Origin of the sequence: Aquimarina agarilytica ZC1, from assembly GCF_000255455.1 — a bacterium.
In the GTDB taxonomy this organism is placed as follows: Bacteria; Bacteroidota; Bacteroidia; order Flavobacteriales; family Flavobacteriaceae; genus Aquimarina; species Aquimarina agarilytica.
This window is the reverse complement of the sequence record NZ_JH621249.1, coordinates 5,610-31,683: the sequence shown is the minus strand read 5'-3', so window position 1 is coordinate 31,683 and position 26,074 is coordinate 5,610. Positions and strand designations below refer to the sequence as shown.

Sequence of the window (26,074 nt, the reverse complement as noted above, 5' to 3'; positions counted from 1 at the left end):
GTGACGCTCTTCTTCCTCTGCATGATTTTGAATGTGCAATAAAAAAGTAAGTAACATCACCTCTTTTCGTTGTTGTTTTTGTCGGTATAACACAGAAAACAAACCTTTACTCGGTGCCAATAAATAAGATAATAAAAATACGCCCCCCAGAACAGTGGTAATAGCTCCGGCAATTGAAGCATCCAACAAATGAGCCAACCAATAGCCCGAAATTGCTGAAAATACACCAACACATACCGATCCTACCAATAATTTTTTTAAATCATTAGTCAATAAATACACCGTTGCTGCAGGGGCTATCATTAAAGCCACTACTAAAATGGCACCAACAGCATCAAAAGCCCCTACTGTAGTTACCGATGCTATTGACATTAATCCATAATGTAATACTACTGGCGAAAAACCTAAAGCAGCCGCTAAACCTTGATCAAAGGTGCTTACCTTTAACTCTTTATAAAAAGTAATCAAAAGAACTAATGAAACTATAAAAATTACGCCTACTACCCATAGCGACTTAGGGCCAAAATCAATTTCATTAAAAATCATTCGATCAAATGGAGCAAAAGCCAATTCGCCTAACAAAACTGCATCAACATCTAAATGTACATCATTGGCATTAAGAGCAATTAAAATAACCCCCACACTAAACATGGCCGGAAAAACCAACCCAATTGCTGTATCTTCTTTTACTAAACCTGTTTTTTGAATAAACTCAACTAACACCACAGTAATTACTCCTGTTAACGCTGCCAATAAAATATTTAAAGGAGAAGCTAAATCATGCGTGATAAAAAAACCTATTACAATTCCCGGTAAAATTGAATGACTAATAGCATCACTTATCAATGCCATTTTTCGCAGTACTAAAAATACCCCTGGTAATGCACAAGCGGCTGCTACTACAGCAGCTATTAATTGTATTTCAATTTGAGCACTACTCATTACTATCCATATTTTGATTAAATAATTGTGCCGCTTTTTGGTAACCTTCTGTTGTCATTGACCACATTTGACCATTAATTTTTATCAATTCCTGATCCTCTAATTCTTTTAACGTATTCACCGAATAGCCTAAAAAGTTATTCAAAATTTTAATCGCGTGTGGTCTCGAAATATCTTCGTGCGTTTGTGCAATTTCATACATTACCGATAAGGTTTTAAATAGTTTTAAAGCCTTTCGATTTTTATACTTTCTAATCTGCTTAAAAAGTATCCCCCTTTCGGGAGAAAAAACAAAAGAAATCAGCACAAAAAATGAAGCCACTAATACAATTACTGGCCCAGTAGACAAACCGCTAGTTGACGCACTAATAGCCGTACCAAATACTCCCGAAAAAGCACCAAAGATAGCTGCTAAAACCACCATAATTCCTAAACTATTTGTCCATTGCCTTGCCGCTGCTGCCGGCGCTAAAAGCATAGCACTCATTAGCACTACTCCTACTGTTTGTAAGCCTAAAACAATAGCTAACACAATAAAGCTGGTAATTAACACATCCAAAAAACGTACATTAAAACCTAAGGTTTTGGTATAATCGGCATCAAATAACAACAACTTTAGTTCTTTCCAAAAAAATAATAGTACCAATACACTCAAAAGTGCCACTCCAGAAAGTAACCAAACATCTGCTACTAATAATGTTGCTGCCTGCCCAAATAGATACTTATCCAAACCGGCTTGGTTCGCATTTGGTTGTTTTTGAATATACGTTAATAACAACATCCCTACTCCAAAAAATAACGAAAGCACCAGACCAAGCGCTGTATCCGATTTTAAATGCGTTTTAGAAATCATTCCTTTAATCCAAAATGTTCCTAACAAACCACTAATTAAAGCTCCTAAAAGCAATGCAACAGGGCTTTTAGTTTCTGTAATTAAAAAAGCAATAGCAATACCTGGCAAAGCAGCATGTGAAATAGCATCTCCTAATAAACTTTGTTTTCTCAATACCGCAAAACTACCCAACATACCACAAACTGCCCCCAATACGGCAGTACCTAATGTGATTACTTGAAGTGTGTAATCTTCTGATAGTAGTTTTATGTATTCTATTATGTGGTTAGTGGTTAGTGGTTAGTGGTTAGTGGTTAGTGGTTAGTGGTTAGTGGTTAGTGGTTAAAATTAATTTTTATTATTTAAATATTTCTTTAGACCCGATATCATTTTTGATAATTCAGCTAATTGCTTCCATATATTTTTATCATTATCTTCTGTTATATAAGCTCTTCGTTTAGATATTGTTGAACACACAACACACTCATTTAACGAATCTAGAGCCATTTGCAAAAATCTATTAAATTGCTTATCAGTATCAGCCGAGCCTTCTGCTATGTTTAAAGATATGGAAATAGATGCTCTTGTAAATTGAGATACTAAACCATACTTTTCTGAATTAGGAAATGAATCACATATATCATAAACACAATCAACAAAATCTAATGCTTTCTGATATACTTTTAAGTCTTCAAACCTAAATTTAACTTCTTCCATGATAATTTATCAAATTATTCATTTAAAAAAATTACAAAAATCTAACCACTAAGAACTATAATCTAAAAAACCTACTTCTGCACACTTACTTTGTAGTTAATTCCATAAGTTTTGGTTAGATTATCATCGTTAAAAATTTCTTTAACGGGGCCGGTGGCAATCTTTTTTACATTTAAAAAGGTAACCCAATCAAAATATTCGGGTACTGTTTGTAAATCGTGATGTACTACAATAACAGTTTTACCTGCTTTACGCAATTCTTTTAATAAATTTATGATAGCAATTTCTGTGGTGGCATCTACTCCTTGAAAAGGTTCGTCCATAAAATATATTGCTGCATTTTGTACTAAAGCTCGGGCTAAAAATACCCGCTGTTGCTGTCCTCCAGATAATTGACTTATTTGCCTGCTTTTAAAAGAAAGCATTCCTACTTTTTCTAAAGCTTCTAGGGCTTGTTTTTTTTGAACTTGTCCTGGACGTTTAATCCAACCTAAACTCCCATAAGTACCCATGAGTACTACATCGAGTGCAGTGGTCGGAAAATCCCAATCAACCGAACCTTTTTGTGGTACATAAGCCACTAATGAACGTTGTTGTTTATATGATTTTCCGAAAACAGTTACCTTCCCAGCAATGGGTTTTATAATACCTAAAATGGATTTGATTAATGTTGATTTTCCTGCTCCATTTGGACCTACAATGGCCATTAAAACACCTTCGGGAATAGCCAAATCAATATCCCACAATACGGGCTTATAGTTATAAGCAACGGTTAAATCATCGACTTTTATGGCGTATTTCTGACTATCCTTATCCATTATTATTTTAATCCATTTACAATCGTTGACATATTATGCGCATACATACCAACATAAGTTGCCTCTGGTGTATTAGCGGTTCCTAAGGCATCCGAAAATAATTCTCCCCCGATAATTACCTCATGATTTTTTGATTGCACCGAAGCTTGTAATGCCTCGATGGTTCTTTTAGGTACGGAGCTTTCCACAAAAATGGCTTTTACATTATTCTTAATAATAAAGTTAGCTAAATTTTGAACATCCTGCACACCTGCTTCTGTTGCTGTTGATAAACCTTGTAAACCGACTACTTGAAAATCATATAGCTTTCCAAAATAATTAAAGGCATCGTGTGCCGTAATTAAAATTCTTTTTGCTGCTGGGAGTGTACTTACTAATTTTTCGTTTTCTTGTTTTAAAGACTTAAGACTTGCTATGTAAGCAGAAGCATTTTTAAGATATACTTCTTTATTTTTAGCATCTAATTTCCCTAATTCTGCAGCAGCATAACTCACACATTGGATCCAATAATCTATTTGAAACCAAATATGTGGGTCGTAATTTGATGCAAAATTTTCTGAAACAATGAGCTTCTCTTTTTCCAAACAAGCAGCCAATGCTATTGTTTTTTTATTGGTGTGCTTCATTTTTTCAAAAACATCCTCCAGCTTTCCTTCTAGGTGTAAACCGTTATAAAAAATAACATCTGCTTGTGTTAATTTTGTTACATCGCCTTCACTTGCCTTATATAAATGTGGATCCACACCACTCCCCATTAAACCTTGTACAGATACTTTATCGCCTCCAACAGCAGTGATCATATCGGTAATCATTGTTGTAGTGGTAACTATGTTTAATTTATCATTGAGGTTTTTCTGTTTTTTACCACAAGACATAAGTAATAGTGCTAATAAAAAAGAAAATAGTTGTATGGCGTTTTTCATGAATAGGTGTTTCTAAAAATTATATTTTAAATTAAAAACTATATCTCTACCCGGATTAGGGACACTAAAACCTTCGTAAGTAGTTTTTAACCTTGACAAATGATCTGTATACTCTTGATCAACTATATTTTTTACTGCTAAACTAAAATTAAATTCTTTATATGATGCGTTTAATCCTATATCAACTAAATGATAATCATCATTTTTAAATTCATTATCTGCAATTCTATTTTGTTCTAAAAAATTTTGTTGTTGCAAATAAATACTATTTAATTTGAATTGGTGACCAAGACTCAAATCATACGAAATTTTAGTATTAAAATTTACTGGTGGAATAAATGGTAAAGGATTACCATCATTGTTGTTTCCATAAGTAAGCGCTGCTCCAGTTTGAAAACTTAGTTTAGGAAAAAAGTTAGGTATGTAATTCAAATTAAATTCTCCTCCAAATAATGTAGCATCTTCTTGCAAATAAGCAAAAACGGGTAATTCTCCCGTATCTACTGTACGTCTTTCTCCCGTAGGAGCAATAAAAATATAGTCGGAAATACGATTATAAAATGGATTTAACGTGATATCAAAATCGTTGTTTTTATAAGTAATCGCAAAATCAAATTGTGTTGCCGATTCACTATTTAAATTTACATCTCCCACCTCTATTTGTCCTGTACCTCCATGTTCTCCATTGGATAACAGTTCCGAAACATTAGGGGCTCTATATCCTGAAGCCACATTAAATCGGAAAGTAAAATTCCCTGTATCATATTTTGTCCCTACTGAGTAATTTAAGGTATTGTAGGTTTCATTGAAATCAGAAAAACTAGTAAACTCATTAATCACTACCCCATCGGCTTTTACATTTTTACTATCAAAACGCACCCCAGATTGAAACCTTAATTGCTCGGTAGCTTTGTAATTTAATAAACCAAAAACACCATTTTCAAGACTTGTTCCATCGGGTATTAAAAATACAGATCCTCTATTTTCACTATCTTGAAATAAACCTTGAGCTCCCAAAGTGACATCTATTTTAGATGTTTTAACAATATCTGACACCTTTAAATTATAATTATATACATCTAAATATAAATACAAATCGGGATTGTTTCTAGTCTCATTAAACTCTTGTCTATCATTAATGGAGTAGCCTAAAGTCAATAATAAATTTGCCTCTTTAATTTTAAAATTATTCTCTAAGGCAAAAACATGCTGCGTAACATCTTGAAATGGCAATACAAAATTATCAGCTTGATTTGCAAAAATTGGATCTATTAAATCTACATCAAAACTATTTGTAAATGCTGGATTACCTTCGGTAGGAACTGGTATACCAAAAAAGTTATTCAAATAGCTATAGGTAAATTTTGTACTGTAATTTTCTTTAACTAATCCCAAAGCTATCTTTGCACTTCGCTCAGAAAAACGTGTATTAAACGCCCGGTCAGCTGCAAAATTAGCATCATTAGGCAGTTTATAATCCCCGGCTAAGGTATACCCACCAAAAGCGTTTATTTTAAAATCCCCAAATCCTAATTTGATTCCTCCTCTATTTTGAGTAGTACGTGTGTTAGTAAAATAACCAGATTCAATAGCTCCTTCTACTTTTTGCTTGGTAAAATCTTCATCAACAAAATACAATACTCCTCCAATAGCATCTGAACCATATAGTAGTGAAGCTGGACCTTTAATCACCTCCACACTTTTTATCCCATTACTACTAATTCCAAGTCCATGTTCTGCTCCCCATTGTTGATTTTCAATTCGGGTACCCTGAGCATAAGTCACTACCCTATTACTTGTTAGTCCTCTAATAACTGGCTTACCAATACTGCTACCAGTACTATTTTGTGATACTCCATTAATATTAGTAATACTTTCGGCCAAAGTATTGGAACTTGCTTTGTTAATATCCGACAGCTTCTTTTTTTCTACGTTAACCACCAAATCTTTTTGTAATCTAGATCCTGGAACTGAAATTATTACTTCATCCAAATGAGTATCCGATGTTAAATTGACACTAATACTTTGTATGTTTTTTTTAATTGTGATTTTTCGAGTTTGAGAAACCGCACCTACATATGAAAAATAGACCTCTGTACTCCCTACGTTTAATCCGCTCAACAAAAAATTACCATTTGTATCTGTTGTTGTACCCTTCAAGTGAATTCCTTTCACATAAACTTCGGCTCCCTCAACTGGTTGATCATCTACATAAACGATTCCTGAAATTTCACCATTTTGTGCCCATAAACCTAATGTAAAAAGGCACATCCATATCCATAATTTATTTTGCATGTATTAATTGTATTAAAAAAGTAAATTGTTTGTTGAGTACTACAACAGTATCATTTATTTTCACTTGGGTCATCCCCATACTTTTAAATTGTTTTTCTACTTTTATTTTAGCTCCATTGGTTAACCCATTAGCACTACAAAAATCAAAAAACTCTTCGCCATCACTTTGCAATCTTGCAATTTGATAAGTCCCTTCTTCGGCTTCACCTAGGATAATCACCTCTTTAACTTCGGGTAATTCTCCTTTTGAATTTGGAATAGGGTCCCCATGAGGGTCATAATCTGGAAAACCCAAATATTCGTGAATTTTATCCGCTAAAAAATCTGAAGTTTCATGTTCTAACAATTCTGCTTCCCTATGAATTTCATGTAACGACAAATCAAATAATTTAAATAATAAAGCTTCCCATAAACGATGTTTACGAATTACTTTTAATGCCATTACATCGCCACTTGGAGTTAACTTTAATTCTTGATACTTCTCATAATCCAACAAACCTTTAATAGCTAGCTTTTTAGCCATATCAGTCGCGGCAGCACTGGAGATATTCAACTCTTTAGCAATAGTGCTAGGCTTAGTGTCAAACTCACTCCTTGATTTATTTTTATAAATAGCTTTTACAAAATTTTCAATAGCTACAGACATAAGGCTTCTTTAATTAATTTTTAAGCTTACTTAAATTTACAGCAAAGGTATACTAAAATATTAATTAAAAAAACCATCAACTTAAAAAAATCAACAAAAAAAGCCTCAATATTAAAATATTGAGGCAGCACAAAATTTTTAAATCTTTATATTTTGGAAGTCACCTTTACTCCCGCTATTTCGATACTTGTCACCAAATTTTCCCATACATGCATTGGTGCTTCGTACATAGATAATCGATATTTATAATTACTACTTGGTTTCAATTTTGATTCTGGAAATAGTCTTATGGTTAATTCTTTTCGCCCTTTTTTACGTCCTTTAAGCTCAAGTATTGAGTTAGCAACAACTTTATCATACTTATCCACTAATTCTAAATAAATGGTTGCACTTTTTTTAGAAAAATACTCTATTTGGTAATGTTCAAATTGACCTGCTCTTCTATTGAGAATCATGGCTGGATCATTGTCAAATTTTACAAATGAGCGCTTTTTTTGTCCGTAAGAAAATGCCATAATTACCAACGAAAAAAATAATGCAGCATAATATTTTTTTCGTGATTTTGATAGTTTTAAATAATTCATGTGTTTTTAGTATGTTTTGTTTTAGTTTATTTCAAATATAAACTTCTATAAATCAATCAACAACATCATTACCCTCAGAATGGTATTTTTGGGAATCCATTTTAGAAAAAAACATATTTAAAGCTCGTTATTATTTACATCTTAAAAAGCAATAAAACATTAAAGTAAAATATAAAAAACTCATTTTCAATCCAATAAATAAAAAAATAGTCATTTATTTTCATACAGTACTAACAAAATAGTTAGCCTTCTATTTTTTTGTTAAAATTTTAAAAAAATACTATAAGTTAGTGATTATCGTAATAAAAATCACCTGTATCCAATAAAGACTATGGATCACTCTATTTCAAAAAACACGAATCAAGATTAGATTACTAATGCACTGAAAAAAAATGCTTTACTATTTATTGAGTGTTCGCATACCCCTTTTGATAATATAAATTGTTGCTTTGGTTGGTGAGTCTTTTTCCCATTGCTTGCACAAATCCATTACCCAGTTGGGTTGTGTTTTGCTAGCATCATTTAGCCAATTACCAACAGCATCTTGTACGTATTTTGATTCATCCGATTTTAAGGCATTCAATACGGATAAAGCCTTTTCTGGGTTTTCTTGAAAGGCAGCTATTTTTTTTGTCCACACCCCTACAGGCCTTAAAACTTCCACCGAAAATCTTCTAATATTCTCATCCGAACTAGCTGTCCATTTAGCAAGTATGTCAATAGACGTATCTAAATCTGCTATTATGCGTTCTTTGGTTGCAAAAATAACCACCTCACGTACACCAAAATGCGTATCAGCAGCATACATTTGTAATCCCTTAAGCAATGTTGCAACAGTATTATAATGCATACTTTGCGCCCAACATGACCAACACCTTACTAAGTCTGAACTATGTTTTTGCAGTTTATTATAGAGTGCTAAATCTTTTGTCATAGTACCTAAAACTTCACCTATAATTTTTGTATTACTATTGGCGGTAGGCTTTTTTTGAGCATTAACTGCTATTTCAAAATTAGTATACCAATCACTTCTTTTTAAGTCAACTAAAACCAATTTTAATAATTTTAATTGATCAACAGCTAACCATTCCATTAAATTTTTAGTTTCAATTAATCCTTTATTTAAATAGGGAATCACCTCGGGATTGATATCTCTTAAACTTCGGGGACCTTTTCTATTTGTAATATTTTCTGGAATCATGATGGAATACGGTTTGCAAATAATAATTCAGTATATATAACTCGTGTTATCTTATTAAATGTACTAAAAAAAGCCTCTGAAGCATACACTCCAAAGGCTTAAATGTAAAACTAAACTACATTTATTATTATTTTACTACCACTCCTTCTTTTTGAAAGAAAGCAGTGGCTTCTTTCCATGTTGAACCAGGTGGTCTTAATTGTAATTTTAATAAATAGCCTTTTCCAGGTGCTAGACCTTTCTTCATGTTAACAGTAATCTTTTTGACTTTATTACCTTTTTTAACATTTGCATTTCCATTAGCTACCCATGCACCATCTTTCCATATTTCAACAACAATTTCTCTTGATTTTTTTGCTACATAGGCCACATCAAAAGTTATTGATTTATCAGAAGAAATTTCAGAAACATCTCCTGAAAAACTTACCGTCTCATCTTTCTTTTGAATTGCTTTTATTTCTTCTGCTGGCATCCATGATGTTAATGAAATAAGTCCTATTAATGCGACTAATCCATAACTCAATATTTTTTTTAATAAACTCATAAATTAATTGTTTAAAATTATGTTACAAACATAACCAAACACTAAAAAATTACCTATTCTTTTAAAAATATTAATAACATATAACGCTAAAAGAATAACATATATGATCAAAATACACTACATAAAGCATTATTCATTACCAAATTACAAAACAAACACTAAAACGTTGTAGCTTAATTCACTCTTATTTTATGACAAAATCCCTTTCTAAAACTAATTTTTAACAAAAAAGCATTATGCATTATTGTTTGTAAGTAATCACTTCTAATAACCACACAATAGACTATATTTTGCCCTTAATTTATAGTTGCCAAAAATAGTATATTTGCAGCCTATGTATCGAAGAATTGAAAGTCCAAACAACCCTAGCATAAAACAACTTTTCCAACTACGCGAAAAATCCAGAACACGTAAAAAAGAGGCGCGTTTTATTATTGAAGGGATCCAAGAAATTCAGCTCGCCCTAGAAGCCAACTATCAACTTACTGATATCTATGTTTGTGCTGATATTATTGCTATTGAAAAATTTGAAAATATATTTCAAAATTACCTACACAACCTACAAATTACAGAAATTAGCATTGAAGTTTACCAAAAGCTTGCATACAGAACTACAACCGAGGGTGTGATTGGTGTTTCTAAAATAAAAAAGACATCACTTTCTGAATTGCATTTACACAAAAATCCTTTAATACTTGTTGCCGAAGCACCAGAAAAACCTGGTAATATTGGAGCTTTATTACGAACCGCAGACGCCGCCAATGTTGATGCCGTGTTAATAGCAAATCCAAAAACTGATCTTTTTAATCCAAACATTATACGATCAAGCGTAGGCTGCGTTTTCACCAACACAATTGCTACAGGTACTACAGATGAAATTATTACATTCCTTAAAGAAAAAAAAATTAATAGCTATGGAGCCACATTACAAAGCTCCGCACCTTATCATATACAAGACTACACTAAACCTACCGCAATTGTGGTAGGAACAGAACATGAAGGCTTAAGTGAAATCTGGAGAATAAACACTACTCAAAATATCATTATTCCTATGTCCGGTAGTGTGGACTCCATGAATGTATCTGTTGCAGCAGGTATTTTAATTTTTGAAGCCAAAAGACAACGCGGTTTCTAAGTCAATTTGTACATTTACAGCCAAAATTTTATTTATTTATGAATCCAACTAACGTATTTTATATTCTTATAGCCATTATTGTCATTAATTTTATTGTTGACTATGTATTGGATAGTTTAAATGCTAAACAATATGGAGCAACTTTACCTAATGAGCTTCAAGATGTATATCCCGATGAAGAATACCAAAAATCAATGGATTACAAAAAAACGAATCATCGTTTTAGTTTATTAACTAATCTTTTTTCAATAACTCTCACTTTAGCTTTTTTCTTTTTTGATGGTTTTAAACTAGTGAATGATTTTTCCCTTTCATATAGTAGCAACCCAATTGTAGTTGGATTAATTTTCTTTGGAATTATTATGATTGGAAATGATATTATAAATCTTCCTTTTTCCTATTATAAAAATTTTGTAATCGAAGAAAAGTTTGGATTCAATAAAATGACCGTAGCAACCTTTTTTATGGATAAAATAAAGGGCTGGTTAATGATGGCCATTATTGGTGGTGGTATTTTATCCTTAATTATTTGGTTTTATGGAATTGCAGGACCTAACTTTTGGTTGTACGCTTGGGGATTTGTAGCCTTTTTCTCATTTTTCATGAATATGTTTTATGCCAAATTAATTGTGCCATTATTCAATAAACAAACTCCTTTAGAGGAAGGTTCGCTTCGTAATAAAATAGAAGCTTATGGAAATAAAGTAGGATTTAAATTAGATAAAATTTTTGTAATTGATGGTTCAAAAAGGAGCACCAAAGCAAACGCTTATTTTTCTGGTTTTGGAAGCGAAAAAAGAGTAACGCTTTTTGATACCCTTATTAATGATTTGGATGAGGATGAAATTGTTGCTGTATTTGCTCACGAAGTAGGACACTACAAAAGAAAACACATTATTTATAACCTAACATTATCAATCCTACTCACAGGATTTACACTTTGGTTATTGTCATTTTTTGTAGCTAGTCCCGAATTATCGGCAGCGCTTGGAGTTACCACACCTACTTTCCATATTGGATTAATTGCCTTTGGTATATTGTATACCCCTATTTCCGAAATTACGGGATTATTAATGAATATTCTTTCACGTAAATTTGAATATGAAGCAGATGATTACGCTAAGGAGACCTTTGGAGCCGAACCTTTGGTAACAAGTTTAAAAAAGCTTTCTAAAAATAGCCTAAGTAACCTGACTCCGCATCCAGCATATGAGTTTTATCACTACTCACATCCTTCATTAATTAAACGTATTCGAAATTTAAGAGCTTAAACATTAATAATGAAAAAAGCTATTGTAATTGGTGCCTCATCGGGTATTGGCAATGCACTTGCAAAATTGCTAGTTCATAACAATTATAAGGTAGGCATTACAGCTCGAAGATCAAAGGAACTTGAAAGTCTAAAACAAACAGCTCCAACCCATTTTATTATAAGCAGTTTTGATTGTACCACTGCAGAAAATTCTGCTAAAATTGAAGAATTGGTTCACAAACTCGGAGGGCTTGATTTACTCATTTTTTGCTCAGGTATTGGAGAACTTAATCATTCTTTAAATTTAAAAATTGAGCAAGAAACAAATAAACTTAATGTAATAGCCTTTACGGAAATTATCAATTGGTCTATTAATTATTTTCTAAAAAAACAAGCAGGTCATTTTGTTTGTATTAGCTCTATTGCTGGTTTACGAGGAAGTAAAATTGCTCCTGCATATAATGCCTCAAAAGCCTATCAAATAAATTATTTAGAAGGTATTAGACAAAAATTACATCAAACCAAATTACCAATATATATTACCGATGTAAGACCTGGTTTTGTTAATACCCGAATGGCTAAAGGAGCAGGTCTATTTTGGGTTGCTCCAAAACAGAAAGCAGCACAACAAATTTTTAGGGCAATAAAGAAAAAAAGAAGCATTTGTTATATTACCAAAAGATGGATTATATTTGCTTTACTACTCAAAAACTTACCACATTTTATTTACAAAAAATTATAGTTAATAATTAGTATTCCGGAAAAAACACCAAGCTCTTTTTTTAAAATAGCCATTCCAATGAACTAATTTTTACAAATAAATTGTATTTTAGAATTATGACGGAAGCATTTATAGAAGAAGAAAATAAGCAAATTGCCAAACAATACAAGGAATTACTCCGCATTAGTTATCGTACATTAAGTGACGATGATAAAAAGCTAATTCGTTTAGCCTTCGATACTGCTGTAGATGCACACAAAGAACAACGTCGTAAAAGTGGAGAAGCCTATATATTTCACCCTATTGCAGTTGCAAAAATTGTAGCAAGTGAAATTGGACTAGATGCCACCTCCATTGCTGCCGCATTATTGCATGATGTTGTCGAAGATACTGAATACACACTGAATGATTTAGAGCGTCTCTTTGGTGAAACTGTAGCCCGAATAGTTGATGGGCTAACAAAAATTTCGATTCTAAATAAAGATGAAGACAAACCGATATCGCTGCAAGCAGAGAATTATCGAAAAATGTTATTAACGCTTAATGATGATATTCGTGTAATCATTATTAAAATAGCAGACCGTTTGCATAATATGCAAACTATGGATTCCATGCGTAGTGATAAACAGGTAAAAATTGCATCCGAAACCTTATATATTTACGCCCCCCTAGCTCACCGTATTGGACTTTATAACATTAAAACCGAGTTAGAAGATTTAGGTCTAAAATATACCGAACCAGAAGTTTTTAAGGACATTACGCAAAAAATGACCGAAACCAAAGAGGAACGGGATGCCTATATACAACGCTTTACAAGTCAAATTAGCGAAGCTTTAGATAAAGAAAATTTAGAATACGAAATTAAAGGTAGGCCAAAATCCATTTATTCTATTAGGAAAAAGATGGTAAAGCAAAACGTAAGTTTTGAAGAAGTTTATGATAAATTTGCTATTCGTATTATTTATAAAGTAAGTGTTGAAAACGAAAAGTTTATCGCTTGGAAAATTTTCAGTATTGTTACCGATTTTTTTAGGGCCAATCCCACTCGAATGCGTGATTGGATTTCGAACCCCAAATCTAATGGATACGAAGCTTTACATACCACTGTAGTAGGCCCCGATAACAAATGGGTCGAAGTACAAATTAGAAGCGGACGTATGCATGAAATTGCCGAAAAAGGTTATGCTGCACATTATAAATACAAAAATAGTGATGAAAAAGGCGACAATGTCCTAGATGAGTGGCTTGACAAATTACAAGAAGCTTTAGAAAATGAAGAAACTAATGCTGTTGATTTTGTTGAAGAATTTAAACTTAATTTATACGCAAAAGAAATATTTGTATTTACTCCAAATGGCGACTTAAAGTCATTACCAAAAGGAGCTACAGCACTTGATTTTAGTTTTAGCATACATACCGAAATAGGGATGCGAACTCGAGGTGCCAGAGTTAACGGAAAATTAGTTCCATTAAGTCATAAACTAGTCAGCGGAGATCAAGTCGAAATTATCACCTCAAAACAATCTAAACCTACGCAACAATGGCTTAATTACGTAACTACGGGGAGAGCTAGAGCAAAAATTAAATCTTCATTAAATGAAGAAATGAAAATTGTTTCTGCAGAAGGAAAAGATATATTACGACGTAAACTACGCTCACAACGTATTCCTTTTAATGAAAAAATAATTAACCAATTAGTCAATTTTTGCAATTTAAAAACTAGCCAAGATTTATTTTATCGCGTAGGAATAGGTTCCATTGATAATAAAATTATAAAGGATTTCTCTTCTACAAAAAGCAATACTTTAATTAATTTTTTCAAAAATAGAATTCGAAAAAATAGTACTAATGACGAAATTAATAGTGATGAAATCACCAATAATTATGATCTTCTTGTTTTTGGTAAAGATGAAGATAAATTAAATTATAAACTCTCTAATTGCTGTAACCCCATTCCCGGTGACTCCGTCTTTGGCTTTTTAACTATTAACGAAGGAATTAAAGTTCACAAACATAATTGTCCAAACGCATTACAACTACAAAGTAATTATGCCTACCGCATTATGACAGCAAAGTGGATTGACTCTACCCAACAGGAATTTAAAGCGGAGTTAAGACTTACTGGAATAGATAATATGGGCTTAGTTAATGAAATTACCAAAGTAATATCCAATAATTTACATGTTGCTATTTACAAAATTGCATTTACTAGTGATGATGGAGTTTTTGAAGGAAATATTACCGTAGGCGTTAAAAATCAAAATATTCTAAAAACTATAATTCAAAGACTTAATAAAATTAAAGGTATTGATAAAGTTATTAGAGATTAATTATTAACTAGTTATAATATTTTCTAATTTAGATGCAATAAATTAAAACTAATTGAATGCCATAAATAGCATACAATTAACACTTTGTTAATAACCCGTAAAACTTCGCTTTTTAAAATCAACTAAGATTTAAAAAATAGCTTAACTTTGCTTTTTTATTTTTTGAATGAGTACCAAGAAAAATAGTTTAAACGACCAAGAAACGGTGAAGCAAGTGTTTACTTCTTTTCTGGAGGAACACAAACACCGTAAAACTCCCGAAAGATTTGCTATACTTCAGGAAATATATGAAAGTGATGAACATTTTGATATAGAATCTTTGTATATTAAAATGAAGAACAAAAACTACCGAGTGAGTAGGGCTACACTGTACAATACTATTGAATTACTGCTAGACTGTAAATTGGTTCGTAAACATCAGTTTGGTCAAAATTTGGCTCAATATGAAAAATCTTATTTTGATCGCCAGCATGATCATCTTATACTTACAGATTCTAGTGAAGTATTGGAGTTTTGTGACCCACGTATTCAACAAATAAAAAAAACAATCGAAGAAATATTTGACGTAACAATCACGAATCACTCGCTGTATTTTTACGGAACTAAAAATAAAAATAACGCATAAAATGGCTGTAAATTTACTATTGGGTCTACAATGGGGAGACGAAGGTAAAGGTAAAATTGTTGATGTTCTTACGAATGATTATGATATAATTGCTCGTTTTCAAGGTGGACCAAACGCGGGACACACCCTTGAATTTGATGGATACAAACATGTATTACACACTATTCCAAGTGGAATTTTTCACAAAACAGCTATTAACTTGGTAGGTAATGGTGTGGTTATTGACCCTATAATTTTAAAAAAGGAATTAGATAACCTAAATAAGTTTAATGTTGATTATAAAAAAACATTACTTATTTCGCGTAAAGCTCATTTAATTTTACCTACACACCGATTATTAGATGCCGCTAGTGAAGCCGCAAAAGGTAAAGCTAAAATTGGATCTACACTTAAAGGTATTGGTCCAACGTATATGGACAAAACCGGACGTAACGGAATTAGAGTTGGTGACTTAGAATTAAGTGACTGGAAAGAGCGCTACCGTAATTTGGCTAATAAGCACGAAGCTATGATTGAATTTCATGGTGTAGAGTTAGAATATGACTTAAAAGCTTTAGAAGAAGACTTTTTTAACGCTATTGAAAACTTAAAAGAACTTACTTTTATTGATAGCGAAGAATATATATTTGAAGCACAACGCCAAGGAAAAACTATTTTAGCCGAAGGTGCTCAAGGTTCATTATTAGATGTTGATTTTGGAACTTATCCATTTGTAACTTCATCAAATACAACTGCTGCTGGAGCTTGTACTGGACTAGGTATTGCTCCTAATAAAATTGGAGATGTATTTGGGATTTTTAAAGCATACACCACTCGTGTAGGTAGCGGACCATTCCCAACCGAACTTTTTAATGATGAAGGTGCTCGTATGGCAAAAGTTGGTCATGAATTTGGATCAACAACTGGACGTGCACGTAGATGTGGTTGGTTAGATCTAGTTGCATTAAAGTACGCTGTTCAAATAAATGGGGTAACACAATTAATGATGATGAAAGGTGATGTATTAAGTGGCTTTGATACATTAAAAATATGCACCGCTTACAAATACAAAGGTGAAACTATTAAACACTTCCCTTACAACATTGAACCCGAAAATGTAGAACCTGTATATACAGAAGTAAAAGGTTGGTCCGAAGATTTAACTGGAATGACAGATAAAAGTCAGTTTCCAAAAGAGCTTAATGACTATATTGAGTTTTTAGAAAAAGAATTAGAAACTCCAATCACTATTGTTTCTGTTGGACCAGATAGAAAACAAACAATAAATAGATAAATAAATAGTCTAAAAACTATTAATTATAGTATCAATTCAAAAGCGTTAACCTTGTTTGGTTAACGCTTTTTTTTGTCGTTAATCTTATTCTAAAAATCTGCAAAAAATTTAAATTAATTATTTTTTTATTTTTACACCGATACAAATCAAATTGCAAAAAAAATGAAAAAATTAATCCTCAACTCATTGTGCGGAATCGTATTAAGTTACGCTTCTCTATATGCACAGGAAACTGTCAATTATAAACTTGAATTTACAAGTAACTGGGAAGCACACGGACCACTCCCTGGAGCCAATGCACACTTTACAGACCTTGTAGTGGCTACTCACAATAATAATGTTACTTTTTTAGAAATGGGTCAACTCGCTAGCCCAGGAGTAACAAGTGTTGCTGAATTAGGTACTACTGGTACATTTGTAAATGAAGTTAACGCACAAATACCTAACAACGCATACAATGTTACGGTAGGTCCAGATCTTTTTTTTAATGGCACCAGAAGAGACATAACTATAGAAAGTTTAGAAGTAAATTCTGACTTCCCTCTAGTTACTTTAGCATCAATGATAGCACCTAGTCCAGATTGGATGATTGCTGTAAATAGTTTATCATTACAAGATAACGGAGGTGACTGGATTTCAGAAATTACTATGGATTTATATGCTTACGATGCAGGTACTAGATCTAATACTACTTATAATTTAGGTGGCCCTAGAACAAGTCCTGCTGAAGGAATTACTCGTATAACCAATAATGACACTCCTATTAATCCTAATCTAAAAATAGGCACCCTAAAACTTACTATAGACGAATCAACCTTGAATGTTGGAGATTTTGATTTATCAGAATATGTTGATCTTGATTTTTTCCCAAATCCTGCAAAAGAAACAGTAAGGGTATTTAATATAGAAAATAGCAACCTTAAAACTGTTGAAATTTTTAACATCACAGGATCTTTAGTTAAAACAGCTCTTGCATCAACTACAGACACTAGTCTTGATATTGATATTGCCAATTTAAGTCAAGGACTATATTTAATGAAGTTCACCACAAGTAATGGAAAAACCCAAACAAAAAGATTAACCGTGACTAAATAGTAAAAGTTACTAAACTAACAAAAAAAGGTGTTTAAATTTAATATTTCAAACACCTTTTTTTATTCTAAATCTTTACTATGACAAAAGTAGTATAGTATATAACAAAGCTTACTATACTAATTTAGTCAAATCAGCAGCAGCTGCACTAATATCATGATGCGAGGCATGCCCCACTACTTCACCATTTTTTAGAGCAATCAATTGTGGTGACTGATGCATTACACTAAATTTTTCGGCAATTTGTAATGAGATAGGTCTGTAATTCAATAAATCTAAATAATACACATCCACTTGATTTTCATCTAAACTATAAGTAGCTTCAAATTGCTTAATTACCATGCTACTAATCCCACAACGTGTTGAATGCTTAAAAATAACCTGAGGTTTGGTTTTGGATTTCTCTTTTATTTCGTCAAGTTGTGACATTTCCGTTAAAGGAATCCAAGGAAATTGTTTCTTTGGTTCTTTCGCTTTTTTATCTTTTGATCTACTAAATAATCCCATAATACTTTTATTTGCTTCAAAAGTCGTAAAAAATTAAATTTCTTACAATGTATAATTTCTCCTATTGCAAAATTTCACCCCAGATTAAGCCATAAAAAATCCATCACAAATCTAAAGCACTATAAAATCAATTGTTTCATTGTACTTTTAAATTTAACCCTAACGATGCATACTAAAATTAAGAAAGCCCTCGATTTTAGTAAACTTTCCCCTTATACCTCACAACAAAGTTCTCATACATCATCTAGCTATAGTAAAATTAATCACAATCAAGACAAAAAGTCAGTGAAAAGACCTAATTAAAAGACATTTTGACGCTTTAATTTACAAGGCACAACTATTGAATAGTCTTGATAAAACACAAAAAACTATGAATTTTAATAATTATACCATAAAATCACAAGAAGCCATTCAGCAAGCACAACAAATTGCACAAGGCTTAGGACACCAGCAAATTGAAAATGAACATATATATAAAGGGATAAGCGAAGTTGACGAAAACGTACTCCCCTACTTATTAAAGAAGCTGAATGTAAATCAGCTGCTACTTACTCAAATATTAGATAGCACACTGCAAAGCTTCCCTAAAGTTCAAGGAGGGCAACTGCAATTGAGTAGTAGTGCCAATACTTCCCTTTTAGAAGCAAATACTATTGCGAAAAAAATGAATGATGACTATGTTTCTATTGAACATTTATTAGTAGCCATTTTTGATTCAAAAAGTAAAATTGCTCAAATTTTAAAGGATCAAGGAGTAACTAAAAAATCATTAAAAGCCGCTATTGACCAAGTACGAAATGGCGAACGTGTTACTTCACAAAGTGCCGAAGACACCTATCAATCACTTAATAAGTATGCTAAAAATTTAAACGAACTTGCCGAAACTGGAAAGTTAGACCCTGTTATCGGTCGTGATGATGAAATACGACGCGTACTCCAAATTCTTTCTCGTAGAACTAAAAATAACCCGATGCTAGTTGGCGAACCTGGAACAGGTAAAACCGCTATAGCGGAAGGTTTAGCGCATAGAATAATAGCAGGTGATGTCCCAGAAAATTTAAAAGATAAGCAATTATTTTCTTTGGATATGGGGGCCTTAATTGCTGGAGCCAAATATAAAGGAGAATTTGAAGAACGTTTAAAATCAGTAGTAAAAGAAGTAACAACTTCTGATGGAAATATCATATTATTTATTGATGAAATTCACACCTTAGTAGGTGCCGGAGGTGGACAAGGTGCTATGGATGCCGCAAATATTTTAAAACCCGCTTTAGCCAGAGGTGAATTAAGAGCTATTGGAGCTACAACATTGGACGAATACCAAAAATACTTTGAAAAGGACAAAGCATTAGAGCGTAGGTTTCAAAAAATAATTGTGGATGAGCCCGACACCGAAAGTGCTATATCTATACTTAGAGGTATCAAAGATAAATATGAAACTCACCATAAAGTTCGCATTCTGGATGAGGCCATTATAGCTGCTGTTGAACTTTCTCAACGCTATATTTCCAACCGTTTTTTACCCGATAAAGCTATTGACCTTATGGATGAAGCTGCATCGAAACTTCGTATGGAGATTAACTCAAAACCCATTGAGCTTGATGTTCTTGATCGAAAAATAATGCAATTAGAAATAGAAATTGAAGCCATAAAACGCGAAAATGATATCGAAAAATTAAAAGGTTTAAATGCTGAACTGGCTAATTTAAAAGAAGAACGCAATGAAATTTACAGCAAATGGAGTAGTGAAAAAGAAGTTGTTGACACCATTCAACAATGTAAACAACAGATTGAAGAATTAAATATTGAAGCGGATCGAGCCGAACGTAATGGCGATTATGGAAAAGTAGCCGAACTTCGTTACGGAAAAATTAAAGAGGTTCAAGAACAATTAAATGAACTTCAAAAACAATTAGATGCTCGCGAAGAATCCTCGTTAATTAAAGAAGACGTTACCAATGAAGATATTGCTGAAGTTGTTGCTAAATGGACTGGAGTTCCAGTTACTAAAATGCTACAAAGTGATCGTGAAAAATTATTATTGTTAGAAAGCGAGCTACACAAACAAGTAGTTGGGCAACATAATGCTATAGAAGCAGTAAGTGATGCAGTAAGAAGAAGTAGAGCTGGCTTACAAAACCCCAACAAGCCCATTGGTTCATTTCTATTCCTAGGTACCACCGGTGTAGGAAAAACCGAATTAGCAAAAGCCTTAGCTAACTATTTATTTAATGATGAAAACGCCATGACACGTATTGACATGAGCGAATATCAAGAACGTCACTCGGTTAGTAGGTTATTGGGCGCACCTCCAGGCTATGTGGGCTATGACGAAGGTGGACAATTAACCGAAGCTGTGCGCAGAAAACCTTATTCGGTAGTATTGCTTGATGAAATTGAAAAAGCACACCCGGACACCTTTAATATTTTATTACAAGTGTTAGACGAAGGTCGCCTTACTGATAACAAAGGAAGAACTGCCGATTTTAGAAATACGATTATTATCATGACTTCAAACATGGGAAGCCATATTATACAAGAAAAATTTGAAAGCCTAAAAGATACCGAAACTGCTAATAAGGCAGCTAAGAGTGAAGTATTAGGTTTACTAAAACAACAATTGCGCCCTGAGTTTTTAAACAGAATTGACGACATTGTAATGTTTAGTCCTTTAACCCAAACCGATCTTTTACAAATTGTAACTATTCAACTAAAAGGAGTTGCCAAAATGGTAGCCCAACAAGGGATTACCATAGATGCCACTACTGAAGCAAAATCATTTTTAGCTGAAAAAGGATTTGAACCCGAATTTGGAGCACGCCCAGTAAAAAGAGTAATTCAAAAATTAGTATTAAATGAATTATCAAAACAAATACTAAAAGGAAGTGTAACTACTGATAGTGTTATTTTAATTGACACCTTTGATCATAAAATTGTATTTCGAAATAAGGAATAAATAGTACAAAAGACACTTTTGGCACATTTATTGCTTTAATTTAAGTGTTGAGATTAGTTTTAAGTTAGTTAGTTGGTTAATGGCGCTCGTATTTACAGAAATACGGGCGCTGTTTTTTTAGCACTAATTCCATCTTTATATCAACTTTTACCAAAAACTTATTCTAAATAAAAATTAAGAATTATAAAATCTATGTATTTTTGTTTGCACTATGAAAAAAAAGAACAACAGTGTTAATATTTTAAACAAAAAAGCAAGGTTTGAGTACGAAATACTTGACACTTATACTGCTGGAATTGTTTTACGTGGTACTGAAATAAAATCAATTAGAGAAGGAAAAGCTAGTATTGCCGAAAGTTTTTGTGAATTTAATAACCGTGGTGAGCTTTTTGTTATTAATATGACCATACAAGAATACTCTCACGCTACTTATTTTAATCATGCTCCCAAATCCGAACGCAAGCTTCTTTTAAACAAAAAAGAGCTCCGTAAACTTGAAAAAGAAGTAGCACAAAAAGGACTCACTATCGTGCCTTTAAAAGTATTTACCAACGAAAATGGTTTTGCCAAAATAAAAGTAGCCTTAGCCAAAGGAAAAAAGATTCACGATAAACGAGAAACAATAAAAGACAGAGATAATAAAATTGAATTGGCCCGAATTAAAAAGAATTTTTAGTGCACAATTTGATCTTCCTCCTTCAAAAATTAAATTAGCAACAAAAAAAGCATTATGAACTGAAAGTAACATAGTTTCTGCTATGGCTGTAAGTCAATACCTTTTTAAACATTCATTTTTATTCATGGCTATTAGCATTTTGATGCACATAAAAAAGCCAACAGCTAAAAGCTAACTGCCGATAACTTCTTTAACTCTTTGTACAATTTTTAATTTGGTTTAAAACCTGAAGATTTAGGATTTAATAAAAAACTGATAATCAGTAAACAAAATTGACGTTAGTCAGAATTTGCGCAACTAACTAAAATAAATTAATTTTGGATTATGGAAATTAATATTCAAAGTGCCAAAATAGAGCTCATCCAATGGTTAACGACTTTGGAAGATAGTTCCTTGATTCAAAAAATAATGGACTTGAGAAAAAATGAAACCAAGGATTGGTGGAATGAAATATCAGAGTCTGAAAAAAAATCTATTGAACTGGGTTTAATGGATGCTAAAAAAGGAAAACTAAACCCAAATTCAGAGGCTGAAAAGATTTATGGAAGGTGGTTATAGAATTCTTTGGACTGACCATGCTCTGAAGGAATTGACTGAAACCTATAATTATCTTAAAACACATTTTACAGAACGTGAAATGAGAAAGTTATCAACTGAAATTGATAAAACGCTTAAATTAATTTCTATAAACCCAAGTTTATTTCCAAAATCAGAATTCAAAGAAGTCAGAAGAATTGTAATTAAAAAGTTCAACATAATGTATTATCGAGAAAAGGAAAATACTGTTGAAATACTATCTTTTTTCTCAAACAGACAAAATCCTGATAAAAGTAAAACATTTATATTTAGCTAATTAATAAACTGTAACGTATCGCTTATCACCTACCCTATGTTTCTTATGCGGAACGTTATGATTAATTAAAACAGAAATTGAAAAAGGTATTAGAGTTAGGACATAAAGAAAGTTACAAGAAGAAAACTCAATTATTATCCGAAGGACGTTCTGTGAATGACTTATTTTATATAGAAAAAGGTCTAGTAAGAGTTTATTATCTAAAAGACCGAAAGGAAATCACAGATTGATTCGGAACAAGTAATACTTATTTAACTTCAATAAGTGGGTTTTATCAGAACAAAAAAAGTAATCAATATATCGAAACTATTGAAGATTCGGTGATACATATTATCAACAAGAATGAAATCGAAAAAGAATCGCTTAAAAATTCAGAAGTCGAGAGAGATTTTCGACAGATAATAATCAATCACTTAATAAGATTACAGGAAAGAATTACAGCATTACAATTTTATACAGCTTCTGAAAGATATAACCTATTGTTGCTCAAAAATCCATATGTAATTAAAAAAGCTTCTAGAACTGATATAGCATCCTATTTAGGGATTTCATTAGAAACTTTAAGTAGAGTGAGTATAACTTGATTACTTGACATTTATCAAAGTTTTTAATAGTGATATTCCTGAATTTTGTGATTGTAATCATAAAATTTAAAAAATATGTACAAAGTCATTTTAATTATCTTGGCAACAATTAATCCAAATGAAAAAGAAGCTTTAAACTACTACTTTGAACAAATGAATTTTCTATATGAGCAAGTAGAAGCAAAACCAATTAGCAAGTACAAGATTTCTGAATTGTTAATAGGCAATCAAAAACCTAATCTTGTTTCAATAATGGAGTTTCCAAATCAAGATTTGGACTACCTAGTAAATTTGGTATAAATTACTAAGCGACTTTTATATAGTTATTAATTTTAATCTATTTTACAATCACTATTTGGTATGAAATCCGAAAACAAAGAAAAATAGCCGTTTTATGGATTATTATTCAAGACTTATTATGGGTAATAGGAAGTATCATTTTAATAGTATTCAATCCTTTCGATATTACGTTTTTAGGAAATCTAACAATCGGAATCATTGCATCCATAGTATTATTAATGGGTGTGAATCAAACTAGAGCTCTCAATAAAAGACTGGCTACAGTCAAGTAAACGACTCTCTCCATAATTGAGACGAGTGCGCCTCTTACATCACCAAACCTACGGGTCTAGTACATGGTGGGGTGTTAATGATGCTATAGCGTATTGAATCTAGGAAGGTACTACTTAATTTAAATTAATATTATCTTACTCTTTTTCATGCTCAACATAAGCTACAGTTTGCTTTTTCACATAAGCTGGTGACTCCTCAAACAATTGTTTTAACTTTACATCCCAATCATTAGCAATACTAAAATAATCCGAATTTACTACAGACATTATATGTCCACAATCATCACAAACATGGGTTGAATATTCTAGGAAATAATGTGCAAATTCATGAAAAGCAACTACTTTTAAAATTTCTTTATCTAATTGTGCTACCCAATTGATGTCAATTGATATCACTTGACCTTCTTCATTTCTTTTTAGCATTCCTAAAGTTGATCCTTCTTCCGAAACTGTTAGCGTATTTACAATATCAATAGTTTTTAATTTGAATAACTTATCATAATAAGTGATGTCATATTTTTTACACACTGTAAAAAATTCATTTAATAAAGGTTGTAGTCTACCATCTATACTTACATCCTGTGCATTGATGGATGAAATTTTAACAAAAGTCAATACGAGTACTATCAAAATTTTCTTCATCATTTTTTGTAATTTATCGACTAAATGCATTTTTAATCGTTTAAATACAAATATAATGATATAAAACACTAATTAACAAGCATCTAAATGTTAAAGTTTAGTATTAATATTACAAATAAAATAAGAAAAGTTTAACAAACACCTATAAAAGACTTGTATACAGAACTTTAAAGTCGTCTAATACGCCCCACACCATTCTATTAAAATCTATATTTCTTAAAAAATATCAATGATTTAATCCGTATTATTCAATAATATTTTCTTTTAGGTATTAAATACTCAATAAAATACAAGTGTTTTCTTAATTTTAACATAGCTATAATTACGGTTTCTTTTTATGTTGAAATTGAAAAGAAGAAGGGGCCGATTTATTACAATAATTTCAAATGATAAATGGTATTAGGTATAGAATAGATTTTCTATTACATGCATCGGCTTTCATTTTTGGCACATAAAAAATAAATTTAAATATGCATGAAAATAAAAAAGCTGCCTATTTCTAGACAGCTTTTTAATATCAAATATTGATCTTTTACTATTCTTTTATGATCTTATATACTTGTGATTTACCATTTATATATAATTGTACAAAATATATACCTGGACTAAAAGCAGACATAACAACTGCTTTATCATAGCTCACTTTACTTACTATTGTTTTTCCTTCCAAATCAAAAATTGAATATTCAAAATCTTCTGGAGATTCAATTGTAAGTACATCATTCACTACTGGATTAGGATATAATTTAATTTGATTTGCTAATGCAGCATCAAATTCAGATATACTTAATGCAGGATCATTATCAGCAATCACATAAAAAGATTCTATGTTAATTGTTCCTGTTCCTGGTCTTTCTATTCCAACAGCTATATCTTGTTTATCTGCTGTAAATGTTACATTTGGAATAGTTACAATTTGATACTTATCTAAGCCTCCAGTACTAGGCGCTTTAGCTTCACCAAGTAACACTTTTCCAGAATCCCTTCTTAAGCCAACAAAATAACCAGATGAACCAATAGAAGATGACATTACAACTTGAATTGTATAAGATCCCTCTGCAAGAAATCCATTCATATTAATAGTTACTGCCTTACCATTATCAAATCCAGTAAAAATACCTTCTCCATCAAATTTATCTGGTTTTAATCCAATTGCAGCAAAATCCAATCGTGTTTTTTGAGATGCATTAATTTGAGTTGGTGCTTCAATTTCAATTTTAGTTCCTACTCCATTAGGTACTAATTTACTGTCAACAGGTCCTTCATCCACTACTTCTTCAGCTTCACAAGTTCCAAATGCATTTGAATTCCAATTTTCAACTATACATTTTACAAAATTCCCTGAAATTGTTAA

25 protein-coding genes are annotated in these 26,074 nt (G+C 31.9%); 12 read left to right on the top strand and 13 right to left on the bottom strand.

Annotated elements, in window-relative coordinates; genetic code table 11:
- From KQA_RS18415 to KQA_RS0202995, 10 genes are all read right to left on the bottom strand, one after another.
- A partial coding sequence (locus tag KQA_RS18415) for a metal ABC transporter permease (protein WP_010177964.1) occupies window positions 1–942 on the bottom strand: 942 nt, incomplete at its 3' end.
- On the bottom strand, window positions 935–2,044 hold the full coding sequence (locus tag KQA_RS0203035) for a metal ABC transporter permease (RefSeq protein WP_029209429.1): 1,110 nt from the start codon (window positions 2,042–2,044) through the stop codon (window positions 935–937). The genes KQA_RS0203035 and KQA_RS18415, both read right to left, overlap by 8 nt.
- A 78-nt stretch (window positions 2,045–2,122) precedes the next feature.
- Window positions 2,123–2,491 (bottom strand): four helix bundle protein, encoded by a 369-nt coding sequence (locus tag KQA_RS0203030; protein WP_010177959.1) that lies wholly within the window; start codon window positions 2,489–2,491, stop codon window positions 2,123–2,125.
- Between the two features lie 71 nt (window positions 2,492–2,562).
- Window positions 2,563–3,309 carry a metal ABC transporter ATP-binding protein gene (locus KQA_RS0203025; protein WP_010177957.1) on the bottom strand — a complete coding sequence of 249 codons (747 nt, stop codon included), beginning with the start codon at window positions 3,307–3,309 and terminating at the stop codon, window positions 2,563–2,565.
- A 2-nt stretch (window positions 3,310–3,311) separates the two neighbouring features.
- The gene (locus KQA_RS0203020; protein ID WP_010177955.1) at window positions 3,312–4,232 is read right to left on the bottom strand and encodes a metal ABC transporter solute-binding protein, Zn/Mn family; all 921 of its coding nucleotides are present in this window, start codon (window positions 4,230–4,232) and stop codon (window positions 3,312–3,314) included.
- Between the two features lie 12 nt (window positions 4,233–4,244).
- Window positions 4,245–6,527, bottom strand: coding sequence for a TonB-dependent receptor (locus KQA_RS0203015; RefSeq protein ID WP_010177953.1), 2,283 nt, complete (start codon window positions 6,525–6,527; stop codon window positions 4,245–4,247).
- Entirely contained in the window at window positions 6,517–7,173 is a 657-nt protein-coding gene (locus KQA_RS0203010) for a metal-dependent transcriptional regulator (RefSeq protein ID WP_010177951.1), read from the bottom strand. Before KQA_RS0203010 ends, KQA_RS0203015 begins: the two co-directional genes overlap by 11 nt.
- 146 nt (window positions 7,174–7,319) lie before the next feature.
- The gene (locus KQA_RS0203005; RefSeq protein WP_010177949.1) at window positions 7,320–7,757 is read right to left on the bottom strand and encodes a hypothetical protein; all 438 of its coding nucleotides are present in this window, start codon (window positions 7,755–7,757) and stop codon (window positions 7,320–7,322) included.
- Window positions 7,758–8,157: 400 nt separating this feature from the next.
- Window positions 8,158–8,958 carry a DNA alkylation repair protein gene (locus tag KQA_RS0203000; RefSeq protein WP_010177947.1) on the bottom strand — a complete coding sequence of 267 codons (801 nt, stop codon included), beginning with the start codon at window positions 8,956–8,958 and terminating at the stop codon, window positions 8,158–8,160.
- A 127-nt stretch (window positions 8,959–9,085) separates the two neighbouring features.
- Window positions 9,086–9,502 (bottom strand): hypothetical protein, encoded by a 417-nt coding sequence (locus tag KQA_RS0202995; protein ID WP_010177946.1) that lies wholly within the window; start codon window positions 9,500–9,502, stop codon window positions 9,086–9,088.
- 334 nt (window positions 9,503–9,836) lie between these two features.
- Here KQA_RS0202995 and KQA_RS0202990 point away from each other — a divergent pair, with 334 nt between their 5' ends.
- The 7 genes from KQA_RS0202990 (at window position 9,837) to KQA_RS0202960 (ending at window position 17,933) form a co-directional block, all read left to right on the top strand.
- Window positions 9,837–10,637 (top strand): TrmH family RNA methyltransferase, encoded by an 801-nt coding sequence (locus tag KQA_RS0202990; RefSeq protein WP_010177944.1) that lies wholly within the window; start codon window positions 9,837–9,839, stop codon window positions 10,635–10,637.
- A gap of 38 nt (window positions 10,638–10,675) precedes the next feature.
- Window positions 10,676–11,908 carry a M48 family metallopeptidase gene (locus KQA_RS0202985; RefSeq protein ID WP_010177941.1) on the top strand — a complete coding sequence of 411 codons (1,233 nt, stop codon included), beginning with the start codon at window positions 10,676–10,678 and terminating at the stop codon, window positions 11,906–11,908.
- A gap of 9 nt (window positions 11,909–11,917) precedes the next feature.
- Window positions 11,918–12,631, top strand: coding sequence for an SDR family NAD(P)-dependent oxidoreductase (locus KQA_RS0202980; protein WP_010177939.1), 714 nt, complete (start codon window positions 11,918–11,920; stop codon window positions 12,629–12,631).
- A gap of 95 nt (window positions 12,632–12,726) precedes the next feature.
- Window positions 12,727–14,940: a RelA/SpoT family protein gene (locus KQA_RS0202975; RefSeq protein ID WP_010177937.1), complete on the top strand. Its 2,214-nt coding sequence runs from the start codon at window positions 12,727–12,729 to the stop codon at window positions 14,938–14,940.
- A 166-nt stretch (window positions 14,941–15,106) separates the two neighbouring features.
- Window positions 15,107–15,565, top strand: a complete 459-nt coding sequence (locus tag KQA_RS0202970) for a Fur family transcriptional regulator (protein ID WP_010177935.1) — start codon at window positions 15,107–15,109, stop codon at window positions 15,563–15,565.
- 1 nt (window position 15,566) lies between these two features.
- Entirely contained in the window at window positions 15,567–16,838 is a 1,272-nt protein-coding gene (locus tag KQA_RS0202965; RefSeq protein WP_010177933.1) for an adenylosuccinate synthase, read from the top strand.
- A gap of 162 nt (window positions 16,839–17,000) precedes the next feature.
- A complete protein-coding gene (locus tag KQA_RS0202960; protein WP_010177931.1) occupies window positions 17,001–17,933 on the top strand; it encodes a T9SS type A sorting domain-containing protein in 933 nt (310 codons plus the stop codon).
- 111 nt (window positions 17,934–18,044) lie between these two features.
- On the opposite strand, the gene ytxJ is transcribed toward KQA_RS0202960, so the two are convergent.
- Window positions 18,045–18,437: a bacillithiol system redox-active protein YtxJ gene (ytxJ, locus tag KQA_RS0202955; RefSeq protein WP_010177929.1), complete on the bottom strand. Its 393-nt coding sequence runs from the start codon at window positions 18,435–18,437 to the stop codon at window positions 18,045–18,047.
- 370 nt (window positions 18,438–18,807) lie between these two features.
- Between ytxJ and clpB the strand changes: the two genes are divergently transcribed.
- From clpB to KQA_RS0202925, 5 genes are all read left to right on the top strand, one after another.
- The gene (clpB, locus tag KQA_RS0202950; RefSeq protein ID WP_010177927.1) at window positions 18,808–21,393 is read left to right on the top strand and encodes an ATP-dependent chaperone ClpB; all 2,586 of its coding nucleotides are present in this window, start codon (window positions 18,808–18,810) and stop codon (window positions 21,391–21,393) included.
- A 211-nt stretch (window positions 21,394–21,604) separates the two neighbouring features.
- Window positions 21,605–22,069, top strand: coding sequence for an SsrA-binding protein SmpB (gene smpB, locus KQA_RS0202945; RefSeq protein WP_010177926.1), 465 nt, complete (start codon window positions 21,605–21,607; stop codon window positions 22,067–22,069).
- A 324-nt stretch (window positions 22,070–22,393) separates the two neighbouring features.
- Complete coding sequence (locus KQA_RS0202940) at window positions 22,394–22,627, top strand: hypothetical protein (protein ID WP_010177924.1); 234 nt, start codon at window positions 22,394–22,396, stop codon at window positions 22,625–22,627.
- A complete protein-coding gene (locus KQA_RS0202935) occupies window positions 22,611–22,922 on the top strand; it encodes a type II toxin-antitoxin system RelE/ParE family toxin (protein WP_010177922.1) in 312 nt (103 codons plus the stop codon). The genes KQA_RS0202940 and KQA_RS0202935 overlap by 17 nt, the downstream gene beginning before the upstream one ends.
- A gap of 659 nt (window positions 22,923–23,581) precedes the next feature.
- Window positions 23,582–23,806 carry a hypothetical protein gene (locus tag KQA_RS0202925; RefSeq protein ID WP_010177918.1) on the top strand — a complete coding sequence of 75 codons (225 nt, stop codon included), beginning with the start codon at window positions 23,582–23,584 and terminating at the stop codon, window positions 23,804–23,806.
- A 407-nt stretch (window positions 23,807–24,213) separates the two neighbouring features.
- On the opposite strand, the gene KQA_RS0202920 is transcribed toward KQA_RS0202925, so the two are convergent.
- A complete protein-coding gene (locus KQA_RS0202920; RefSeq protein ID WP_157366572.1) occupies window positions 24,214–24,723 on the bottom strand; it encodes a hypothetical protein in 510 nt (169 codons plus the stop codon).
- A 532-nt stretch (window positions 24,724–25,255) separates the two neighbouring features.
- Window positions 25,256–26,074 (bottom strand): T9SS type A sorting domain-containing protein (locus KQA_RS20450; RefSeq protein WP_010177915.1); only part of this gene is annotated, 819 nt, incomplete at its 5' end.

Coding starts and splice junctions, on each gene's coding strand:
- KQA_RS0202925 (WP_010177918.1), top strand. CDS start 23,582: ATGTACAAAGTCATTTTAATTATCTTGGCAACAATTAATCCAAATGAA.
- KQA_RS0202935 (WP_010177922.1), top strand. CDS start 22,611: ATGGAAGGTGGTTATAGAATTCTTTGGACTGACCATGCTCTGAAGGAA.
- KQA_RS0203005 (WP_010177949.1), bottom strand. CDS start 7,757: ATGAATTATTTAAAACTATCAAAATCACGAAAAAAATATTATGCTGCA.
- KQA_RS0202995 (WP_010177946.1), bottom strand. CDS start 9,502: ATGAGTTTATTAAAAAAAATATTGAGTTATGGATTAGTCGCATTAATA.
- ytxJ (WP_010177929.1), bottom strand. CDS start 18,437: ATGGGATTATTTAGTAGATCAAAAGATAAAAAAGCGAAAGAACCAAAG.
- KQA_RS0202970 (WP_010177935.1), top strand. CDS start 15,107: ATGAGTACCAAGAAAAATAGTTTAAACGACCAAGAAACGGTGAAGCAA.
- KQA_RS0202990 (WP_010177944.1), top strand. CDS start 9,837: ATGTATCGAAGAATTGAAAGTCCAAACAACCCTAGCATAAAACAACTT.
- KQA_RS0203000 (WP_010177947.1), bottom strand. CDS start 8,958: ATGATTCCAGAAAATATTACAAATAGAAAAGGTCCCCGAAGTTTAAGA.
- KQA_RS0203020 (WP_010177955.1), bottom strand. CDS start 4,232: ATGAAAAACGCCATACAACTATTTTCTTTTTTATTAGCACTATTACTT.
- KQA_RS0202985 (WP_010177941.1), top strand. CDS start 10,676: ATGAATCCAACTAACGTATTTTATATTCTTATAGCCATTATTGTCATT.
- clpB (WP_010177927.1), top strand. CDS start 18,808: ATGAATTTTAATAATTATACCATAAAATCACAAGAAGCCATTCAGCAA.
- KQA_RS0203010 (WP_010177951.1), bottom strand. CDS start 7,173: ATGTCTGTAGCTATTGAAAATTTTGTAAAAGCTATTTATAAAAATAAA.
- KQA_RS0202920 (WP_157366572.1), bottom strand. CDS start 24,723: ATGATGAAGAAAATTTTGATAGTACTCGTATTGACTTTTGTTAAAATT.
- KQA_RS0203030 (WP_010177959.1), bottom strand. CDS start 2,491: ATGGAAGAAGTTAAATTTAGGTTTGAAGACTTAAAAGTATATCAGAAA.
- KQA_RS0203025 (WP_010177957.1), bottom strand. CDS start 3,309: ATGGATAAGGATAGTCAGAAATACGCCATAAAAGTCGATGATTTAACC.
- KQA_RS0202965 (WP_010177933.1), top strand. CDS start 15,567: ATGGCTGTAAATTTACTATTGGGTCTACAATGGGGAGACGAAGGTAAA.
- KQA_RS0202980 (WP_010177939.1), top strand. CDS start 11,918: ATGAAAAAAGCTATTGTAATTGGTGCCTCATCGGGTATTGGCAATGCA.
- KQA_RS0202940 (WP_010177924.1), top strand. CDS start 22,394: ATGGAAATTAATATTCAAAGTGCCAAAATAGAGCTCATCCAATGGTTA.
- KQA_RS0202975 (WP_010177937.1), top strand. CDS start 12,727: ATGACGGAAGCATTTATAGAAGAAGAAAATAAGCAAATTGCCAAACAA.
- smpB (WP_010177926.1), top strand. CDS start 21,605: ATGAAAAAAAAGAACAACAGTGTTAATATTTTAAACAAAAAAGCAAGG.
- KQA_RS0203015 (WP_010177953.1), bottom strand. CDS start 6,527: ATGCAAAATAAATTATGGATATGGATGTGCCTTTTTACATTAGGTTTA.
- KQA_RS0202960 (WP_010177931.1), top strand. CDS start 17,001: ATGAAAAAATTAATCCTCAACTCATTGTGCGGAATCGTATTAAGTTAC.